Annotated in this window: 14 protein-coding genes and 1 tRNA gene; 9 read left to right on the top strand and 6 right to left on the bottom strand. The window is 63.9% G+C overall.

The window, feature by feature from the left end; all coding sequences use genetic code 11:
- The first annotated feature begins 51 nt into the window (after positions 1 to 51).
- Positions 52 to 3,159 (top strand): efflux RND transporter permease subunit, encoded by a 3,108-nt coding sequence (locus LXM94_RS00005; protein WP_235769095.1) that lies wholly within the window; start codon positions 52 to 54, stop codon positions 3,157 to 3,159.
- Between the two features lie 42 nt (positions 3,160 to 3,201).
- A complete protein-coding gene (locus LXM94_RS00010) occupies positions 3,202 to 4,638 on the top strand; it encodes an efflux transporter outer membrane subunit (protein ID WP_235769096.1) in 1,437 nt (478 codons plus the stop codon).
- Positions 4,639 to 4,699: 61 nt separating this feature from the next.
- Here the strand turns inward: LXM94_RS00010 and LXM94_RS00015 are convergent, their stop codons facing one another.
- Positions 4,700 to 5,380 carry a GntR family transcriptional regulator gene (locus LXM94_RS00015; protein ID WP_235769097.1) on the bottom strand — a complete coding sequence of 227 codons (681 nt, stop codon included), beginning with the start codon at positions 5,378 to 5,380 and terminating at the stop codon, positions 4,700 to 4,702.
- Positions 5,381 to 5,515: 135 nt separating this feature from the next.
- Between LXM94_RS00015 and LXM94_RS00020 the strand changes: the two genes are divergently transcribed.
- Together LXM94_RS00020 and LXM94_RS00025 are read left to right on the top strand one after the other, a co-directional pair.
- Positions 5,516 to 6,355: a fumarylacetoacetate hydrolase family protein gene (locus tag LXM94_RS00020; RefSeq protein ID WP_235769098.1), complete on the top strand. Its 840-nt coding sequence runs from the start codon at positions 5,516 to 5,518 to the stop codon at positions 6,353 to 6,355.
- Between the two features lie 320 nt (positions 6,356 to 6,675).
- The gene (locus LXM94_RS00025; RefSeq protein WP_235769099.1) at positions 6,676 to 8,415 is read left to right on the top strand and encodes a B12-binding domain-containing radical SAM protein; all 1,740 of its coding nucleotides are present in this window, start codon (positions 6,676 to 6,678) and stop codon (positions 8,413 to 8,415) included.
- 200 nt (positions 8,416 to 8,615) lie between these two features.
- Here the strand turns inward: LXM94_RS00025 and LXM94_RS00030 are convergent, their stop codons facing one another.
- Positions 8,616 to 8,960 carry a BON domain-containing protein gene (locus tag LXM94_RS00030; RefSeq protein WP_235769100.1) on the bottom strand — a complete coding sequence of 115 codons (345 nt, stop codon included), beginning with the start codon at positions 8,958 to 8,960 and terminating at the stop codon, positions 8,616 to 8,618.
- A 145-nt stretch (positions 8,961 to 9,105) separates the two neighbouring features.
- Here LXM94_RS00030 and LXM94_RS00035 point away from each other — a divergent pair, with 145 nt between their 5' ends.
- Complete coding sequence (locus LXM94_RS00035; RefSeq protein ID WP_235769101.1) at positions 9,106 to 9,798, top strand: thermonuclease family protein; 693 nt, start codon at positions 9,106 to 9,108, stop codon at positions 9,796 to 9,798.
- Positions 9,799 to 10,129: 331 nt separating this feature from the next.
- On the opposite strand, the gene LXM94_RS00040 is transcribed toward LXM94_RS00035, so the two are convergent.
- From LXM94_RS00040 to LXM94_RS00050, 3 genes are all read right to left on the bottom strand, one after another.
- A tRNA-Met gene (locus tag LXM94_RS00040) sits at positions 10,130 to 10,206 on the bottom strand.
- 134 nt (positions 10,207 to 10,340) lie between these two features.
- The gene (mnmA, locus tag LXM94_RS00045) at positions 10,341 to 11,546 is read right to left on the bottom strand and encodes a tRNA 2-thiouridine(34) synthase MnmA (protein WP_235769102.1); all 1,206 of its coding nucleotides are present in this window, start codon (positions 11,544 to 11,546) and stop codon (positions 10,341 to 10,343) included.
- A gap of 192 nt (positions 11,547 to 11,738) precedes the next feature.
- Entirely contained in the window at positions 11,739 to 12,485 is a 747-nt protein-coding gene (locus LXM94_RS00050) for a helix-turn-helix transcriptional regulator (protein WP_235769103.1), read from the bottom strand.
- 445 nt (positions 12,486 to 12,930) lie between these two features.
- Here LXM94_RS00050 and sciP point away from each other — a divergent pair, with 445 nt between their 5' ends.
- The 3 genes from sciP to LXM94_RS00065 all read left to right on the top strand — a co-directional run bounded on the left by sciP (position 12,931) and on the right by LXM94_RS00065 (position 14,518).
- Positions 12,931 to 13,206 (top strand): CtrA inhibitor SciP, encoded by a 276-nt coding sequence (gene sciP, locus LXM94_RS00055; RefSeq protein ID WP_105414767.1) that lies wholly within the window; start codon positions 12,931 to 12,933, stop codon positions 13,204 to 13,206.
- 155 nt (positions 13,207 to 13,361) lie between these two features.
- Positions 13,362 to 14,201: a sulfotransferase gene (locus tag LXM94_RS00060; protein WP_235769104.1), complete on the top strand. Its 840-nt coding sequence runs from the start codon at positions 13,362 to 13,364 to the stop codon at positions 14,199 to 14,201.
- 35 nt (positions 14,202 to 14,236) lie between these two features.
- Positions 14,237 to 14,518 (top strand): GNAT family N-acetyltransferase, encoded by a 282-nt coding sequence (locus LXM94_RS00065; RefSeq protein WP_235769105.1) that lies wholly within the window; start codon positions 14,237 to 14,239, stop codon positions 14,516 to 14,518.
- A gap of 99 nt (positions 14,519 to 14,617) precedes the next feature.
- Here the strand turns inward: LXM94_RS00065 and LXM94_RS00070 are convergent, their stop codons facing one another.
- Positions 14,618 to 14,968 (bottom strand): flagellar export protein FliJ, encoded by a 351-nt coding sequence (locus LXM94_RS00070; RefSeq protein WP_235769106.1) that lies wholly within the window; start codon positions 14,966 to 14,968, stop codon positions 14,618 to 14,620.
- Between the two features lie 524 nt (positions 14,969 to 15,492).
- On the opposite strand from LXM94_RS00070, the gene ctrA reads away from it, so the two are divergent.
- Positions 15,493 to 16,191 (top strand): response regulator transcription factor CtrA, encoded by a 699-nt coding sequence (ctrA, locus tag LXM94_RS00075; RefSeq protein WP_235769107.1) that lies wholly within the window; start codon positions 15,493 to 15,495, stop codon positions 16,189 to 16,191.
- Positions 16,192 to 16,277: the final 86 nt, after the last annotated feature.

The following is a 16,277-nucleotide window of genomic DNA, read 5'->3' on the forward strand; positions in this document are numbered from 1 at the left end:
CGGCCGACGCCGGGGCGTCGCCGGCGGACGCAGGCGAGGCTCGGAACTGACATGGCCCGGTATTTCATCACGCGCCCGGTCTTTGCCTGGGTGATCGCGATCGCCATCATGGTCGGCGGCGCGATGGCCATCACCACGCTCTCTGTCTCGCAGTATCCGGATATCGCCCCGACGACGGTGCGCATCAGTGCGACCTACAAGGGCGCTACGGCACAGGCGATCGAGAATTCGGTGACGATCCCGATCGAGGACGCCATGACAGGCCTCGACGACCTCACCTACATGACGTCGACATCCTCCACCGGCTCCGCCTCGGTGTCGCTGACCTTCGGCGACAGCATCGACGCGGACATCGCCCAGGTGCAGGTCCAGAACAAGCTGCAGCTCGTGGAATCGCAGCTCCCCGACAGCGTGCAGCAGTCGGGCCTGACCGTGACCCGGTCGACCTCCAGCATCCTGATGGTCGGCACGCTGGTCTCGACCGACGGCAAGCGCAGCTCGCTGGAACTCGCCAACATCCTTTCGGGCTCGATCGAGAACCAGATCCAGCGCCTCGAAGGCGTCGGCGGCATCAATTCCTTCGGCTCCGGCTACGCGATGCGCATCTGGCTCGATCCGCACAAGCTCAGCCAGTACCAGCTGACGGCAAGCGACGTGACCTCGGCGGTCGAGGCACAGAACGTGCAGGTTTCGGCGGGATCCATCGGCGGGCAGCCTGCCGTCGAGGGACAGCAGCTCAATGCCACCGTGACGGCGCAGAGCCAGCTTCAGACCGTCACCGAATTCGAGCGGATCATCCTCAAATCAGCCCGCAGCGGCGACATCGTCCGTCTGTCCGACGTCGCTCGCGTCGAGATCGGCCAGGAAAGCTACGGCGGCAATGCACGCTATAACGGCATGCCTGCGGCGGGTTTCGGCATCAACCTCGCGACCGGCGCCAACGCCATCGACACCGCCGAGCGGGTGCGCACCGCCATGGCGTCGATCGAAAACACGCTGCCGGAAAATGTGGCGGTCTACTATCCCTACGACACCTCGCCCTTCGTCGAGCTCTCGATCGAGAAGGTGGTGCACACGCTGATCGAAGCGATCGTGCTGGTCTTCTTCGTCCTGCTGCTCTTCCTGCAGAACCTGCGCGCGACGCTGATCCCGACGATCGCCGTGCCGGTCGTGCTGCTCGGCACCTTCGGCATCCTCGCCCTGTTCGGCTATTCCATCAACACGCTCACCATGTTTGCGATGGTGCTGGCGATCGGCCTGCTCGTCGACGATGCCATCGTGGTGGTCGAAAACGTCGAACGCATCATGTCCGAGGAAGGACTGAGCCCGCTCGAGGCGACGAAGAAGTCGATGGGCGAGATCACCGGCGCCCTCATCGGCATCGCGCTGGTGCTGACGGCGGTCTTCATTCCGATGGCGTTCTTCGGCGGCTCGGTCGGCGTCATCTATCGCCAGTTCTCGGTCACGATCGTCTCGGCCATGCTGCTGTCGGTGGTGGTGGCCATCGTCCTGACGCCGGCGCTCTGCGCAACCATCCTGAAATCGAACCATCACAAGCCGAAGAACCGCTTCTTCCGCTGGTTCGACGCTGTCTTCGGCCGCGCGACGAACGGCTATGTCGACGGCGTCCGCCACCTGCTCGGCCGCGCGACCGCCGTTCTTGCCGCCTTCGCTGCGGTCGGCATTGCCGCCGGCTGGCTCTACACGAAGCTTCCGAGTTCCTTCATTCCCGAGGAGGACCAGGGCGTCCTCATGGTGATGATCACGCTGCCGGAAGGCGCGATGACGGCGCGCACCGAGGCCGTGGTCGAGACGGTCGAGACGCATTTCCTGACCGAGGAAAAAGATGCCGTCGAAAGCGTCTTCGCGGCGCTCGGCTTCGGCTTCGGCAGCACAGGCCAGAATTCCGCCATGGCCTTCGTGCGCCTCAAGGATTTTTCCGAACGTACGGATGCGCGGCTGCAATCTTCCGCGATCGCCGGACGTGCCATGGCCGCCTTCTCGAAGATCCGCGACGCGCAGGTCATCGCACTTTCGCCGCCCTCGATGCCGGGCCTCGGTAATTCGAGCGGCTTCACCATGTATCTCGTCGACACTGGCAAGAACGGCGTCGAGGCGTTGCGCGAAAGCGCCAACAGGCTCGCCGAACAGGCGGAGGCCAGCGGCGACATTTCCGGCTTCCGCGGCAACAGCACGAACCTCCAGCCGCAGTTGAAGATCAACATCGACCAGGAGAAGGTAGGCGCCTTCGGCCTCGATCTCTCCGCGGCGAACGGGGCGCTGTCGACGATCTTCGCCGGAACGGAGGTCAACGACTTCATCCTCAACAGCGAGATCCGCCCGGTGATCGTGCAGGGCGACGCCGAATACCGCATGCAGCCGGACGACATCATGCGCTGGTACGGGCGCAACGAGGACGGCGAAATGGTCCCCTTCTCCGCCATCGCCTCGACGGAATGGATCGAGGGGTTGCCGACGCTCGCCCGCTTCAACGGCATGAGCGCGGTGGAGCTCAGCGGCACGCCGGCCTCGGGGGTCAGCTCCGGCGACGCGATGGATCGCATGGAACAGCTGACGGCGGAACTGCCGGGCGGATACGGCTCCTCCTGGACGGGCATCTCCTACCAGGAGCGATTGTCCGGATCGCAGGCGCCGCTGCTCTATGCCGTCTCGATGCTCGTCGTCTTCCTCTGCCTTGCGGCGCTCTACGAAAGCTGGTCGGTGCCCGTCTCGGTCATTCTTGCCGTGCCGGTGGGTATTCTCGGCGCGCTGGTGGCCGCTGTCATATTCTCGCAATCGAACGACGTCTATTTCAAGGTCGGCCTGCTCACCACGATCGGTCTCGCCGCGAAGAATGCCATCCTCATCGTCGAGTTCGCCAAGGACCGGCACGATGCGGGCGCCAATCTCTTCGAGGCGACGCTGGAAGCGGCGCGGCTCCGGCTGAGACCGATCATCATGACGTCGCTCGCCTTCATTCTCGGCGTGCTTCCGCTCGCCGTGGCGACGGGCGCCGGTTCCGCCGCGCAAAATGCTATTGGCATCGGCGTTTTAGGCGGTATGGTGTCGGCGACGATTCTGGGGATATTTTTTGTCCCCTCATTTTTTGCAATTGTGTGTTCGCTGACAAAGCGAAAGATGCACGGTTCGAAACGCTAGTTTTTCGTATAGGCTGCGAAAACTGCAGCTGGGAAAGTCCCTATGAAGATTGCCAAGTCGCTTCTGCCCCTGACACTTCTCCTGCTCTCCGGTTGCGTTTCCGGCCCGGACTACAAATCACCCGATGCGGTATTGCCAGCGAAGTTCTCCGAGTCCTCGGGAAAATCTGCCCCGGACAACGTGACCTTGACACCCTGGTGGGAATCCTTCCGCGACAAGCGCCTGAACGCTCTGATCGCCGACGGCATGAACGAAAACCTCGACGTGCTGCAGGCGCTCGAGCGTATCACCGAGGCGCAGGCGAACGTCATCGTGGCCGGTGCAGGCGCCCTGCCGAACGTCAACGGCAATGGCTCGGCCACCGCGGAAGGCCAGGACGGCACCTATCTGAAGCGGACCTCCGGTTCCGAACACGCGGAAACGAAGACGCTCTCCGGCGGGTTGGGCGCCTCCTGGCTGATCGACCTCTTCGGCCAGTATGCCCGTGCCCGCGAAGCCGCCAACGCGTCGCTGGATCAGGCCTATGTCAATGTCAACGTTGCGCGCCTTGCCTATTTCTCCGAGCTTGCCTCGACCTATATCGATCTTCGCTATTACCAGGAGGCGATCGCCCAGACGCGGCGGAGCCTGGAATCGCGGCGCGAGACGCTGAAACTCACCAACGACATTCGCGAAGCCGGTGCTGCCTCCAGTCTCGACGTCGTGCAGGCCGAAGGTCTCGTCAACCAGACGCTTTCGGAGCTTCCAGGCTTGGAGACCGGCTTCCATCAGTCGGCGAACCGCATCGCCACGCTGCTCGGCGTGCCAGCCGCAACGTTGACCGGAAGCCTCATCAAGGGCGCCGCCCAGCCGGTACCGCGCTACTCGACGAAAGTCGGCGTTCCGGCGGACCTCATCCGCAACCGGCCGGATATCCGCGCGGCCGAACGGCAGCTTGCCGCCGCGACCGCCCAGATCGGGGTTGCAGAGGCGCAGCTTTATCCGAGCCTGACGCTCGACGGCACGGTCAGCGCCTCACGCATCGTCGCGAACGCCGCATCCGGCAACCTGTCGAGCTGGTCCTTCGGCCCGAGCCTCAATGTGCCTATCTTCAACGGCGGCTCGCTGAAGGCGCAGGTGGATATCGCCGAGTCCCAGGCGGCGCAGCAGTACCTTACCTGGAAGCAGACGGTTCTCAACGCAGTCGAGGAAGTCGAGAACGCGCAGATCGCGCTCAGCCGTGACGCCCAGACAGTGGCGGCGCTTCGCAAGGTGGTCGGTTCCTATGAGGAAGCCCTGGGACTTGCCCGCGAAAGCTACCGCGGCGGCGCAAGCACCGTGCTCGAAGTGCTGGACGCGGAACGCAACGTGGCCGATGGGCGTCTTTCGCTGGCCGCCTCCATCCGGCAGCTTGCCCGCGACTATGTCGCACTCAATGTGGCGATCGGCGGCGCGTCGGAGATCGGCGGTCCTGCGGCGACCGAAGTCGCTTCGAAATAATCACGCCCGCCGCATCCGGGGATCGAGGCCGTGCTCCGCAGGAGCGCGGCCTTGTCGTTGTTCAGGACGGCTCGACAAAGAAGCGCTCCAGTGCGTCCGCCGTCTGCTGGTAGTGCTGCCGCAGCAGGTCCGCGGCGGCAGGCGCGTCACGCGCGAGCGCCGCGTCGAAGATCGCCCGGTGCTCGCCGACCACGTCGCGCCCGCCCGTCAGGCTCGCCGACATGCGCCGGTAGCGGTCGGCACGGCTGAAGAGCTTGCCGCACAGCTCGATGAGGATCGGCGAGCCGCAGCCCGAGATCAAGGTTGCGTGGAAGGCCCGGTGCTTGTCCTCCCACTCCACTCGGAGCGCCGATGGAATATCGTCGCGTGCCTGCGGAATGCGCGCGAGCATATGATGGGCAGCGACGAGGCGCCCCTCCCAATCCGCATCGCCATGCTCGACGGAAAGGCGCAGGGCTTCCCCCTCGAGAAGCTTGCGATTGGCGGTGAGATCCCGCAGTTCCTCGATCGACAGGACAGCCACGCTATAACCGCGGTGGTCGTCGAGGGTCGTGAACCCCTCCGCCGTCAGTCGCGCCAGCGCCTCGCGGACCGGCGTCACGCTCATCACGCAGAGCGCCTGCAGAGTCGCGAAGCGGAGCCGCTCGCCCGGCCGGTAGCGGCCCGTGCGGATTTCCTCCTGGATGAGATCGTAGGCCTCGCTGGCAAGCGTACGCGTCGTCGGCCTGCGCTCATCCGCCATGCGGCTCTCCACTTTCAACGTCGCCCCGGATTTTCGAAAATCCACGAATATTATTGACTCCCACTCAATCTCATGGAACGAGGGTCACGACAAGCGCTCGGTCGCGGCAGGCGGCCCCATCCGTGGAGGAAACCCATGAAACTCGTCCGATTTGGCGCGTCTGGCGCCGAGAAGCCCGGTCTCGTCGATGCGGATGGCAGGATTCGCGACATTTCGTCGGTGGTCGCGGACCTTGCCGGTGACGGGCTTTCTGACGACAGCATCTCCACCCTTCGCGCCCTCGACCCGGCGAGCCTGCCGCTGGTGCCGGAAGGCGTCCGCCTCGGCGCCTGCGTCGGCCGCGTCGGCAACTTCATCGCCGTCGGGCTCAATTATGCCGACCATGCGGCAGAAAGCGGCATGGCGGTACCGAGTGAGCCGGTTCTCTTCAACAAGGCGCCGTCCTGTGTCGTCGGCCCCGACGACACGGTGCTGATCCCGCGCGGGTCGGAGAAGACCGACTGGGAAGTGGAACTTGCCGTCGTCATCGGCAAGCGCGCCTCCTATGTCTCGGAAGCGGAGGCACTGGATTACGTTGCCGGCTTCTGCGTCTGCAACGACGTCTCCGAACGGGCCTACCAGATCGAGCGTGGCGGCCAGTGGATGAAGGGCAAGGGCTGCCCGACCTTCGGACCGCTCGGACCCTGGCTCGTGACGCGCGACGAGGTGGACACGTCGGATCTTGCCATGACGCTCAGCGTCAACGGCGAACGCGTCCAGAACGGCTCGACCAGCACCATGGTTTTCAAGGTGCCGTTCCTCATCCACTACATTTCCCAGTTCCTGATCCTCGAACCCGGCGACGTCATCACCACCGGCACGCCGCCCGGCGTCGGCATGGGCATGAAGCCGCCGCGCTACCTGAAGCCCGGCGACCGGATGGAGGTTTCCATCGCCGGTCTCGGCACGCAGCGCCAGACGGTCGCCGCTGCCTGACACCATCGTCGCCGACGCGAGACAAGGGGAGACGGGGCCGCACAGGCCCCGTTTTCGTCTCGAAACGGCTCATCGCCGATTCGACGACGTCCGGAAAGCCGTCGCTCGCCACGCTGCGCGTCGCATCGGGACCGCCAGCCCTGCCTTGAGCTCTACCCGGCGGCACGACCGGTCGCGGCACCTTTTCAAGATCTTACGCCGACAGCGGGCGACCCGTCGCACCCCTCCCCGCCGGCACCCGCACGTGCCGACCGGCGCCGCCGGTTGACACCCGGAAAGCCCCGGTATTTCATGCATCACTGAAAAGGTGAGGGCGTGCCATGAAGAACGTGCATCTCTACCTCATTAAGCCCACGCGCTACGACGACGACGGATATCCGATCCAGTGGTGGCGCTCGATGATCCCTTCCAATTCTCTTGCCTGCGTGGCGGGCATCGTCCAGGACGCCGTGGAGCGGCAGGTGCTCGGCGATGCGGTCGACATCGCCGTCACGATGATCGACGAGACCAATGAGAAGGTCGATCCGGCCGCAATTATCGCACGCACGGCGGCCGGCAAGCGGAGGCTGATGGTCTTTCTGGTCGGCGTGCAGACAAACCAGTTTCCCCGCGCGGTCGACATCGCCCGGCCTTTCCGTGCGGCAGGCATCCCGGTCTGCATCGGCGGCTTCCACGTCTCCGGCTGCCTCTCCATGCTCAAGGACCTGCCGCCCGACCTTCAGGAAGCCCAGGCGCTCGGCATTTCGTTCTTCGCCGGCGAGGCCGAGGATCACCGGATCGACGAGGTGATCGCCGACGGCTATGCCGGCGCCTTGAAGCCGATCTACAACCACGTGCGCCATACGCCGAACCTCGCCGGCGCCCCCCTGCCGATGCTCGGCAAGCGCGAGATTTCGCGCATCTTCTCCAGTTATTCGAGCTTCGATCTCGGCCGGGGCTGTCCGTTCGAATGTTCCTTCTGCACCATCATCAATGTGCAGGGACGCAAGAGCCGCTTCCGCACGCCGGACGACCTGGAGCAGATCATCCGCCGGAATGCGGCGATCGGCGTCACCAAATTCTTCCTCACCGACGACAATTTCGTCCGCAACAAACATTGGGAGCAGTTCCTCGACCGGCTGATCGCCCTCAAGGCGGAAGGCCTCACCTTCCACATCGCGATCCAGGTCGACACGCTCGCCCACAAGATTCCACGCTTCATCGAGAAATGTTACCGGGCCGGCTGCGACCAGGTCTTCATCGGCCTCGAGAACATCAATGCCGACAGCCTGGAGGCCGCCAAGAAGCGGCAGAACCGGGTCGAGGACTACCGCGAGATGTTTCTCGCCTGGAAGAAGTTTCCGGTGGTCATCACCTGCGGCTACATCATCGGCTTCCCGAACGACACGAAGGAATCGATCCTCCACGATATCGAGGTCATCAAGAACACCTTCCCGATCGATACGCTCTACCTCAACTACCTGACGCCGCTTCCCGGCAGCGAGGACCACAAGACGCTCTATGAGGCCGGCATCTGGATGGATCCGGACATGTCGAAATACGACCTCAACCACCGCGTCACGCATCATCCGAAGATGTCTGACGCGGAATGGGAGGCGGCCCATCTCGAAGCGCATCGCAGCTTCTACAGCTTCGAGCACATGCACCGCGTCATCCGCCGCATGGCGGCCCTGAAGTCCAACAAGAAGCTGATGACGATCAACCGGCTTGTCGGCTACCGCGAGGCGGTGCGGCTGGAGGGCTGCGCCAAGCTCGAAGCGGGGCTCGTGCGGCTTCGCCACCGCCGGCAGCGTCGACACGGCATGCCGATCGAGAGCCCGCTGCGGTTCTATCCGTGGCACTGGTTCAAGACGACCTCGGCGCTGATGCGGATTCTCGCCACGCGCACGCGGCTCAGGTATTTCATGTGGAAGACGCTGCGGGATCCGAAGCGGTTCGACTATACGGACGCCGCGATCTCCCGGTCCGACAGCGAGCAGGCCGTCAAGGGTTTTCTCGCCGAGACCCGGGTGACCGCCTATGCCGCCCGCCGCATCGGCGCGGTGCGCGCTGCCGGCTGAACCCGGGGCGCACCGCGAACGAGCCTGCGGCCTACGGCGCCATGCGGATAAAGAGCGCGCCCACGAGCGCGCCAATCACCAGGGATTGCAGGACGAACATCGGCCATTCACCCGACACGGGATTCCTCCTTCTCTCATCAGAGCATTTCCAGCCGAGGCGAAGTGGCTTCGGCATCGGATGATGTGGTAGAAACAATGCGCTAACGCCTTACCGGCGATCCGCTATTCGCCGGCAGTGCTCCGGCTGCGGCAGGCTCCGCTGCGCCCTCCCCGGCCGCAGCCGGCGGATAGGTGAGCCTGTCGTCGACGGCCCTGACACCGTCCACTGTCGCGGCGGCCTGCACGGCCCGGATCGCCTCCTCCCGCGAGCCGACCGCGCCGGCGAGCACGACCGACGCTCCGGTCGCGATCACCGCCACGTCGGAGGCATCCAGATCCGCCACCGCCGACAGCGTTTCCGCCACGGCCGTTTCCAGCAATGCGGGGTTTCCGGGCAGGACCTCTTCCGGGGCCTCGCCATTGAACCGCCTGTCCTTGAACACCATGGCTTCCTCCATCTTTGCGGAAAACGCACAGCCTCGCCTTTTGTTCGGCAGGCGACCGCAGCCCCGCAGCTGGCCGACGGTAACGCGATCTTCAGCCTCTCGACGCACTATCCGGCTCGAACGGCCCCATCGGCAGGAGAGCGAGATGGCGAAACCCGCAAAGACGCGCAGGCGGACGCGCAGCCGCAGGAAGGCGCCTGCGCGGCAGGCCGGCCTCGGCCGCTGGCTCGCCGCCGGCGCCGTGCTGATCGCCGCCATCCTGGTCTACGACAATGGCGGCCTGTCGCCGCTGGGTGCGATGCTCCGGAGCGAGGTGTCCGGCTCGATGACGGCCAAGGCTCTTCCGGGACAGCGGGCGATCGAGAAGACCGCGGCGAAGGGTCTGCCCGACCGTGCCAAGGAAAAGCCTGTGGCCCTTGCCGTGCCGACGCCGGGAGAGCGGCCGGCGGAGGAGATCACCGCCGCCGCACCGGCCTTCACCGGCACCTGGTATGTCTGCGCCTCGCGCAAGGACAACTGCATCATCGACGCACAGACGATCCTCCACCGGGGAAAACGCATCCGCATCGCCGACATCGAGGCGCCGGTGAGCCGCACGGCCCGTTGCGACGAGGAGCGAAGCCGCGCCTACAGCGCGCAGATGCGGTTGCGCGAACTGCTGAACGAAGGCGACTTCACGCTCGCCGCCTGGACCGGAAAGACGCCGCAGGCGGCGAAGGAGGACTACCGCGTCCTGACCCGCAAGGGCCGCTCGCTCGGCGCCGAACTCGTCAGAGGCGGCTTCGCCCGCCCCAACGACGGCCGTCCGACCCCCTGGTGCGGCAGCGCCAGGAGCTGAACCGCCGGCCACGCGTCCGTTCCCACCACGCTCCCGTCCGTGTTGCATCGCCCGGCGCACCGAGGCGGGAACCATTTCGCCGCTTCGCCGTTTCCTGCCCGCACAGTGCGGGAGACGATCACAATGCGGGACGGTTTCGTGGAAATGTCGATGCTCGGACTTGTTCTTTTGGCCTGCCTGCTGATCTACGCCCCGCCGATCTGAGCGGCGGCGTCGCGCGAAGGACAGGGTTGAGGCGCCGCACGACATGGCCGTCGACCAGAACACGATCCGGGCGACACGCGCATGAGAAAGACCGCACCTAAACCATTAAAATTATTAGGAAATTTTTTGGTAGCGGAGGAGGGATTCGAACCCCCGACACAAGGATTATGATTCCTCTGCTCTAACCTACTGAGCTACTCCGCCGCCGGGCAGGGCGGAGAACGTCGTTGCGTTTTCCGTCCGGTGCGCGGGGCTTATAGGTCGCGCTTCCCCGGAGTGTCAAGCGCCGCCACGGCAAAAAAGCGCGTTGCGGGCAACGGCTTGTGGACGGGCCGCGCTCAGGCGGCCGCGGGCGTCGCGAGGATCGCCTTCAGCGCCGCTTCCGCCGTGGCCGAGCGCTCCGAGCGGGCGATGAAGCCGCCGCCATAGACGCGGGCATCCTCGCCCTCGCCGGAATAGAGCGCGCAGGCCTGGCCGGAGGCGACGCCCGCCTCGCCTTCCGACAACTCGACATAGATGCCGTCCGGCCCGCAGCCGAGCCGCGCCGGGCGCGGCGGGCGGGTGGAGCGCACCTTGGCGTAACAGTCGAAGCCGGCGGCCGCCGTCTCGTCGAGCGGCCGGTCGCCGAGCCAGTTCATGTCGCGCAGGTAGAGCCGGTGCGTTTCCAGCGCCTCGCGCGGCCCGACGATCACCCGGCGCGAGCGCGCGTCGAGATAGACGACATAGAGCGGCTCGCCGGTGGCGACGCCGATGCCGCGGCGCTGGCCGATCGTATAGTGCAGGATGCCGTCATGGCGGCCGAGCACGCGGCCGTCGATATGGACGATCTCGCCGGCCAGCGCCGCGTTCGGCTTCAGCCTGGCGACGATGTCGCTGTACTTGCCCTGCGGCACGAAACAGATGTCCTGGCTGTCGGCCTTCTTCGCGACGACGAGCCCCATCTCCTCGGCAAGCGCCCGCGTCTCGGCCTTGGAGAGATGGCCGAGCGGGAAGCGCAGGTAGTCGATCTGCTCCTGGGTGGTGGCGAAGAGGAAATAGCTCTGGTCGCGCTCGGCATCGACCGGCCTATAGAGCGCGCGGCGCTGCGGCGCGTCCGGCGCCGGATTGGCGCGCGAGCGGATATAGTGGCCGGTCGCCAGCGCATCGGCGCCGAGCTGCTTGGCCGTCGCCAGCAGATCGGCGAACTTGACCGTCTGGTTGCAGGCGACGCAGGGGATCGGCGTCTCGCCGGCGATGTAGCTTTCGGCAAAGGGGTTGATTACCGTCTCGCGGAAGCGCGCCTCGTAGTCGAGCACGTAATGCGGGATGCCGAGCGTCTCGCAGACGCGGCGCGCGTCGTCGATGTCCTGCCCGGCGCAGCAGGATCCCGCCCGGTGAACGGCCGCCCCGTGATCGTAGAGCTGCAGCGTGATGCCGAGCACGTCATAGCCCTCGCGCTTCAGGATGCCGGCGACGACCGAACTGTCGACGCCGCCGGACATGGCGACGACGACGCGGGTATCTTCGGGCTTCCTGTCGAAATCGAGACTGTTCACGGGCTCCATCCGGCATGGGCCGCCTCTGCGGCCCGGCACATAACGATCAAGCGGGCGCCGGAAGGCGCCCGTGCGGCGACATATAGAAACTTGCCGCCGCAAGAGCAAGGGAAGGCCGGAAGCCTCGCAGTTCCGGCCGCGTGCGACGCCGCATCTCCCGGGTCCGCCTCGGGAGAAACGTCGGCACGCAAGGGCACAATGTCAGATGAGCTTCATCCGCATGGCAAGCGCGATCGCCTGCATGCGGTTGACCGCCTCCAGCTTGCGGGTGGCGCTCTTGAAGTAGCTGCTCACGGTGTAGACGGAAATACCGAGGATGATGGCGATCTCGTCGCTGCTCTTGCCGGCAGCCGCCCAGCGCAGGCACTCGATCTCGCGGCTCGACAGCTTTTCGCGCGAGGCGCCCGAGACGACGAAGGTCTTCTCGAGGCATTCGAAGAGCTGAACGGCGGAGAAATAGAGTTCCGCGAGTTCGCCCCGCGCCAATTCCCGCTTGCCGGAAAAGACCAGTATGTAGGGCGCGCCCGACGTGGAATGCAGCTGGAAGGCGATAGACGTCACGAGCCCGTGCCGCTCGGCAAGGCTGATTGCCTCGCCGGCGGCTTCGCCCTCGGCCGACGGCGGCGCGAAAAAGCTCCGGTCGCCGTAAACCGGTCGCTTCGTTGCCGACAGGGTGGCGACCGCCCGGCTCGACGGAAAAAGCCCGAGCGCATCATAGCCGCGCACCAGTTCGGCGGGCCAGTTGCTGACGACGAGCCGCTCGCCGAACCGGTGATGCTCGCCCTCCGGCAGCCGTGCGATCAGGAAATGGCTGAAGCCGAAATGGTTGGCGCATTGGCGCATGAGATGCAGGACCTCATACTCTGTCTGGACGGATTCCAGATTTGCCGTCGCCAGGAATTCGGGGGACCAGCCGCGCTGGACCAACGTATTGTCAGGATCTCTCATATTCCGTTTCCATAGGCCGTCGCCCCGAAGGCGCGGCACGTTTGCCGTCTGGGTCCGGAAAATTCTGGCGTATCCTGAACGGTGAAGTTCAACCCGCATCAAAACGGGACAGCGTCGCTTCCCGGAAGGAAAGGACGCTTCAATTCATGACTATCGGATACATCCTGGAGGTTTCCGGAAGCATCTTCAAATGCTCGCCTCCAAATTTGGGGCTCTCCTAACAGAGATCCGATAGAATTGGAACCGATAATTTGCATGGCTCCCATGCATTGTATCCTGCGCCCGCGCTTTCTTTCTGATGGCGCGGACCTTTTGACAAGCCACGAATCAGCAGCGCGAAGTCTCTCAAATTGTTAGCAAATTGTTACGCCGGGCTTAGGCAATTCTTAAACGTGGTGCCCTAGAGTGAGGCCCATATGGTCTTTGAGTGTATGTAGAGAGTCCGATGACCGAAATGATACGACCCCGCGTGAAATATGTCATCGGCCCCGACGGGAGCCCGCTGACGATCGCCGATCTGCCGCCCGCCAATACGCGGCGCTGGGTGATCCGTCGCAAGGCCGAAGTCGTGGCCGCCGTGCGCGGCGGCCTGCTGAGCCTCGAGGAAGCCTGCGACCGCTACACGCTCACCGTCGAGGAATTCCTCTCCTGGCAATCCTCCATCAACGACCACGGCCTCGCCGGCCTGCGCACCACGCGCATCCAGCAATACAGGCACTAGACCCCGTCAAGCCTGTCTTCCTTAAACGGCCGCGCAAAACGCGGCCGTTTTGCTGTGCGCCGCCGCCGCGACCGGCCGCCGCGACCGTGCGTGCAGTTGACATTGATCGCGCCCCCTCTATAGAAAATCAGCGCTGCAATCGGAGATTTCCCTTTATGCCGAACAAAAGATTTATACTTGGCGTTGGAGCGCAAAAGGCGGGCACCACGTGGCTTTATGATTATCTCGCCCGCTCCGGCGAAGTATCGATGTCGAAGATAAAGGAACTCCATTACTTCGACGCAATCTATTGTCCGGAACTTCTCGGCAAGAAGCAGATCGAGCCGATCGAAAAACTCAAGCAGCGCCGCATCAAGGACCTGAAGGCAGGCAAGACCAAGCCGAGCCGGATGAGTGTCGAACTGTTCAAGCGCATCCAGATGGACTTCGACGACGGCGCCTATATCCGGTATTTCCAGGAAATCGGCAGAAAGTCACCGGTGACCGGCGAAATCACGCCCTCCTACAGCGTCATCCCCGCCGAAGGCTTCCGGAAAATCCGTTCGCTGCTCACCTCGAACGGCTATGATGTCCGCGTCGTCTTCCTGATGCGCGACCCGGTGGAACGCGTCTACTCGGCGCTGCGAATGGCGGACCGCGACGTCGGCACGTCGCGCGCCTTCAAGGGCTACTTCAAGGCGCTCGCGAACGACCAGCACGTGCTGCGCTCGCGCTACGACAAGACGCTCGCCAACCTGCGCGCCGCCTTCAAGCCGGAGGAGATCCACACGGAGTTCTACGAGAGCCTGTTCACGAACCAGGCCGTGAAAGGCATCTGCGATTTTCTCGGCATCAGCTTCAAGGACCCGAACTTCGCCGTGAAGAAGAACGCCTCCGCCAAGACCTCCGATCTCGACAAAGCCCGCATCGACGCGGGTATTGCAGCATTCCGGGACGTCTACGACTTCGCGCACCGGGAATTCGGCGCCCGGGTGCCGGCCGAATGGCACGCCTGACGGGTCGGCAGACCCCGCAACCGGGAGCGACGCCGATGCAGATCACCAGCGTGGAGACCAGATCGCACGGCCGCTACACCGCGACCGTGGACGGGTATGAGGCGGAGATGACCTATTCCCGCACGTCGCCACGCCTGATCATCATCGACCATACGGGCGTTCCCGACGCGCTGCGCGGCCGGGGCGTCGGCCAGGCGCTCGCGGCGCATGCGATCGAGGCGGCACGCAAGGGCGGCTGGAAGATCATGCCGCTCTGCCCCTTTTTCCGGGCCCAGGCCATGCGACACAAGGACTGGGCGGACGTCGTCAATCTCTGACGAGATCGTCGCCGGAGACCGGGCAAGCCCTGGAAACGACAAGAACCCCGAAGCGGGCAAAGCCTGCTTTCGGAGTTGTCGCGAACATCGAGCTTGACGTCAGGCGCGAAGCCGGATGCCGTTGTCCCGTTCTTCCAGAGCCGCGGCCTTGGCGAACTCCGCCTCGGCCTCCTCCAGCGCGAGTTCAGCGGCATCCTGCTGAATCTTCAGCTCGCGGATTGAGACCGTGAGGTTGTCGGCACGCTGACGCGCCGCCTTCGCAAAGGTGGGATAGGCGAAATGAGACGAGTCCGATATGCCGGACTTCTTCTCCTCAATGGCGATCTGGCTTTCCAGCTCCTTCGACATCCGTTCGAATTCGGACATCATCAATTGGATCTGACTGAGCTGTCGCCTCTTTTCCTTCACCTGAAATTCCTTCAGGCGAACTAGGCTCTCACGCGACTTCATACGCAATACTCCCGTGGATGGCGAGACCCCGGCAAAGAACCCCGGCACGATACACGCGCCGAAATCCGTCACATTCTCGAACTGGCCCGAAATCGTCCCATAGCGGACGGACCGAGCGTCGTTTCTATGCCCGTGCCGCACCAACGCAGCGCAGCTCAACAATTAGTTCTCGCGATATTAACAGAATCCTATCGCTGGTAACCTTTCGTTTACGGGCATCGTTAATCATAGGCCTCATGATTTAAGGGTCAGTAAATGGAGAAGCCGAAATCCTACAGGCCTCCCAATCGCGAGTCGAAAGAATCGGTTAGCGTCATTTTCTAAACCAGATCATGAGGATCGCGGTTCTTGATTCACATGTAAAATCAGCGGGCTGCCAAAATTATTTAACAAAGCTGATACACCTTGCCAGAGGGAATCAGAATTTGTTAACCATTTGCTGGCAGCCTCCAAATCAGGCAACGACTGGATCCGTATCGCGTAAGGGGGCCAGGGACCTTTGAGCGGCGGAAAAGGGGACAAATATGCGGGTACTTCTGATCGAAGACGACAGCGCGACGGCGCAGAGCATCGAGCTGATGCTCAAATCCGAAAGTTTCAATGTTTATACCACCGATCTCGGTGAAGAGGGTGTCGATCTCGGCAAGCTCTACGACTACGATATCATCCTTCTCGACCTGAACCTCCCGGACATGTCCGGTTACGAGGTTCTGCGCACGCTGCGCCTGTCCAAGGTCAAGACACCGATCCTCATTCTCTCCGGCATGGCCGGCATCGAGGACAAGGTTCGCGGTCTCGGCTTCGGCGCCGACGACTACATGACCAAGCCCTTCCACAAGGACGAACTGGTTGCCCGCATCCACGCCATCGTCCGTCGCTCCAAGGGCCATGCCCAGTCGGTCATCTCGACCGGCGAACTGATCGTCAATCTCGACGCCAAGACGGTTGAGGTCGGCGGCCAGCGCGTTCACCTGACGGGCAAGGAATACCAGATGCTCGAGCTGCTCTCGCTGCGCAAGGGCACGACGCTCACCAAGGAAATGTTCCTGAACCATCTTTATGGCGGTATGGACGAGCCGGAACTGAAGATCATCGACGTCTTCATCTGCAAGCTGCGCAAGAAGCTCGCGAATGCCGCCGGCGGCGCAAATTACATCGAGACGGTCTGGGGCCGCGGCTACGTGCTGCGCGAGCCCGACGGCAGCTACCTCGAAAGCGCCTGACGAACCGCTCTCCCCTGGCATCGCCCGAAAACCCGCCGTCCTCCGCCGGCGGGTTTTTCGTTGCCGTCCGGCTTTCGCGTTTGCCG

Origin of the sequence: Rhizobium alarense, from assembly GCF_021555155.1 — a bacterium.
In the GTDB taxonomy this organism is placed as follows: Bacteria; Pseudomonadota; Alphaproteobacteria; order Rhizobiales; family Rhizobiaceae; genus Rhizobium_D; species Rhizobium_D alarense.

Bases quoted from the DNA above. Each gene is read 5' to 3' on its own strand.
- LXM94_RS00005 (WP_235769095.1), top strand. From the start codon at position 52: ATGGCCCGGTATTTCATCACGCGCCCGGTCTTTGCCTGGGTGATCGCG.
- LXM94_RS00010 (WP_235769096.1), top strand. From the start codon at position 3,202: ATGAAGATTGCCAAGTCGCTTCTGCCCCTGACACTTCTCCTGCTCTCC.
- LXM94_RS00015 (WP_235769097.1), bottom strand. From the start codon at position 5,380: ATGGCGGATGAGCGCAGGCCGACGACGCGTACGCTTGCCAGCGAGGCC.
- LXM94_RS00020 (WP_235769098.1), top strand. From the start codon at position 5,516: ATGAAACTCGTCCGATTTGGCGCGTCTGGCGCCGAGAAGCCCGGTCTC.
- LXM94_RS00025 (WP_235769099.1), top strand. From the start codon at position 6,676: ATGAAGAACGTGCATCTCTACCTCATTAAGCCCACGCGCTACGACGAC.
- LXM94_RS00030 (WP_235769100.1), bottom strand. From the start codon at position 8,960: ATGGTGTTCAAGGACAGGCGGTTCAATGGCGAGGCCCCGGAAGAGGTC.
- LXM94_RS00035 (WP_235769101.1), top strand. From the start codon at position 9,106: ATGGCGAAACCCGCAAAGACGCGCAGGCGGACGCGCAGCCGCAGGAAG.
- mnmA (WP_235769102.1), bottom strand. From the start codon at position 11,546: ATGGAGCCCGTGAACAGTCTCGATTTCGACAGGAAGCCCGAAGATACC.
- LXM94_RS00050 (WP_235769103.1), bottom strand. From the start codon at position 12,485: ATGAGAGATCCTGACAATACGTTGGTCCAGCGCGGCTGGTCCCCCGAA.
- sciP (WP_105414767.1), top strand. From the start codon at position 12,931: ATGACCGAAATGATACGACCCCGCGTGAAATATGTCATCGGCCCCGAC.
- LXM94_RS00060 (WP_235769104.1), top strand. From the start codon at position 13,362: ATGCCGAACAAAAGATTTATACTTGGCGTTGGAGCGCAAAAGGCGGGC.
- LXM94_RS00065 (WP_235769105.1), top strand. From the start codon at position 14,237: ATGCAGATCACCAGCGTGGAGACCAGATCGCACGGCCGCTACACCGCG.
- LXM94_RS00070 (WP_235769106.1), bottom strand. From the start codon at position 14,968: ATGAAGTCGCGTGAGAGCCTAGTTCGCCTGAAGGAATTTCAGGTGAAG.
- ctrA (WP_235769107.1), top strand. From the start codon at position 15,493: ATGCGGGTACTTCTGATCGAAGACGACAGCGCGACGGCGCAGAGCATC.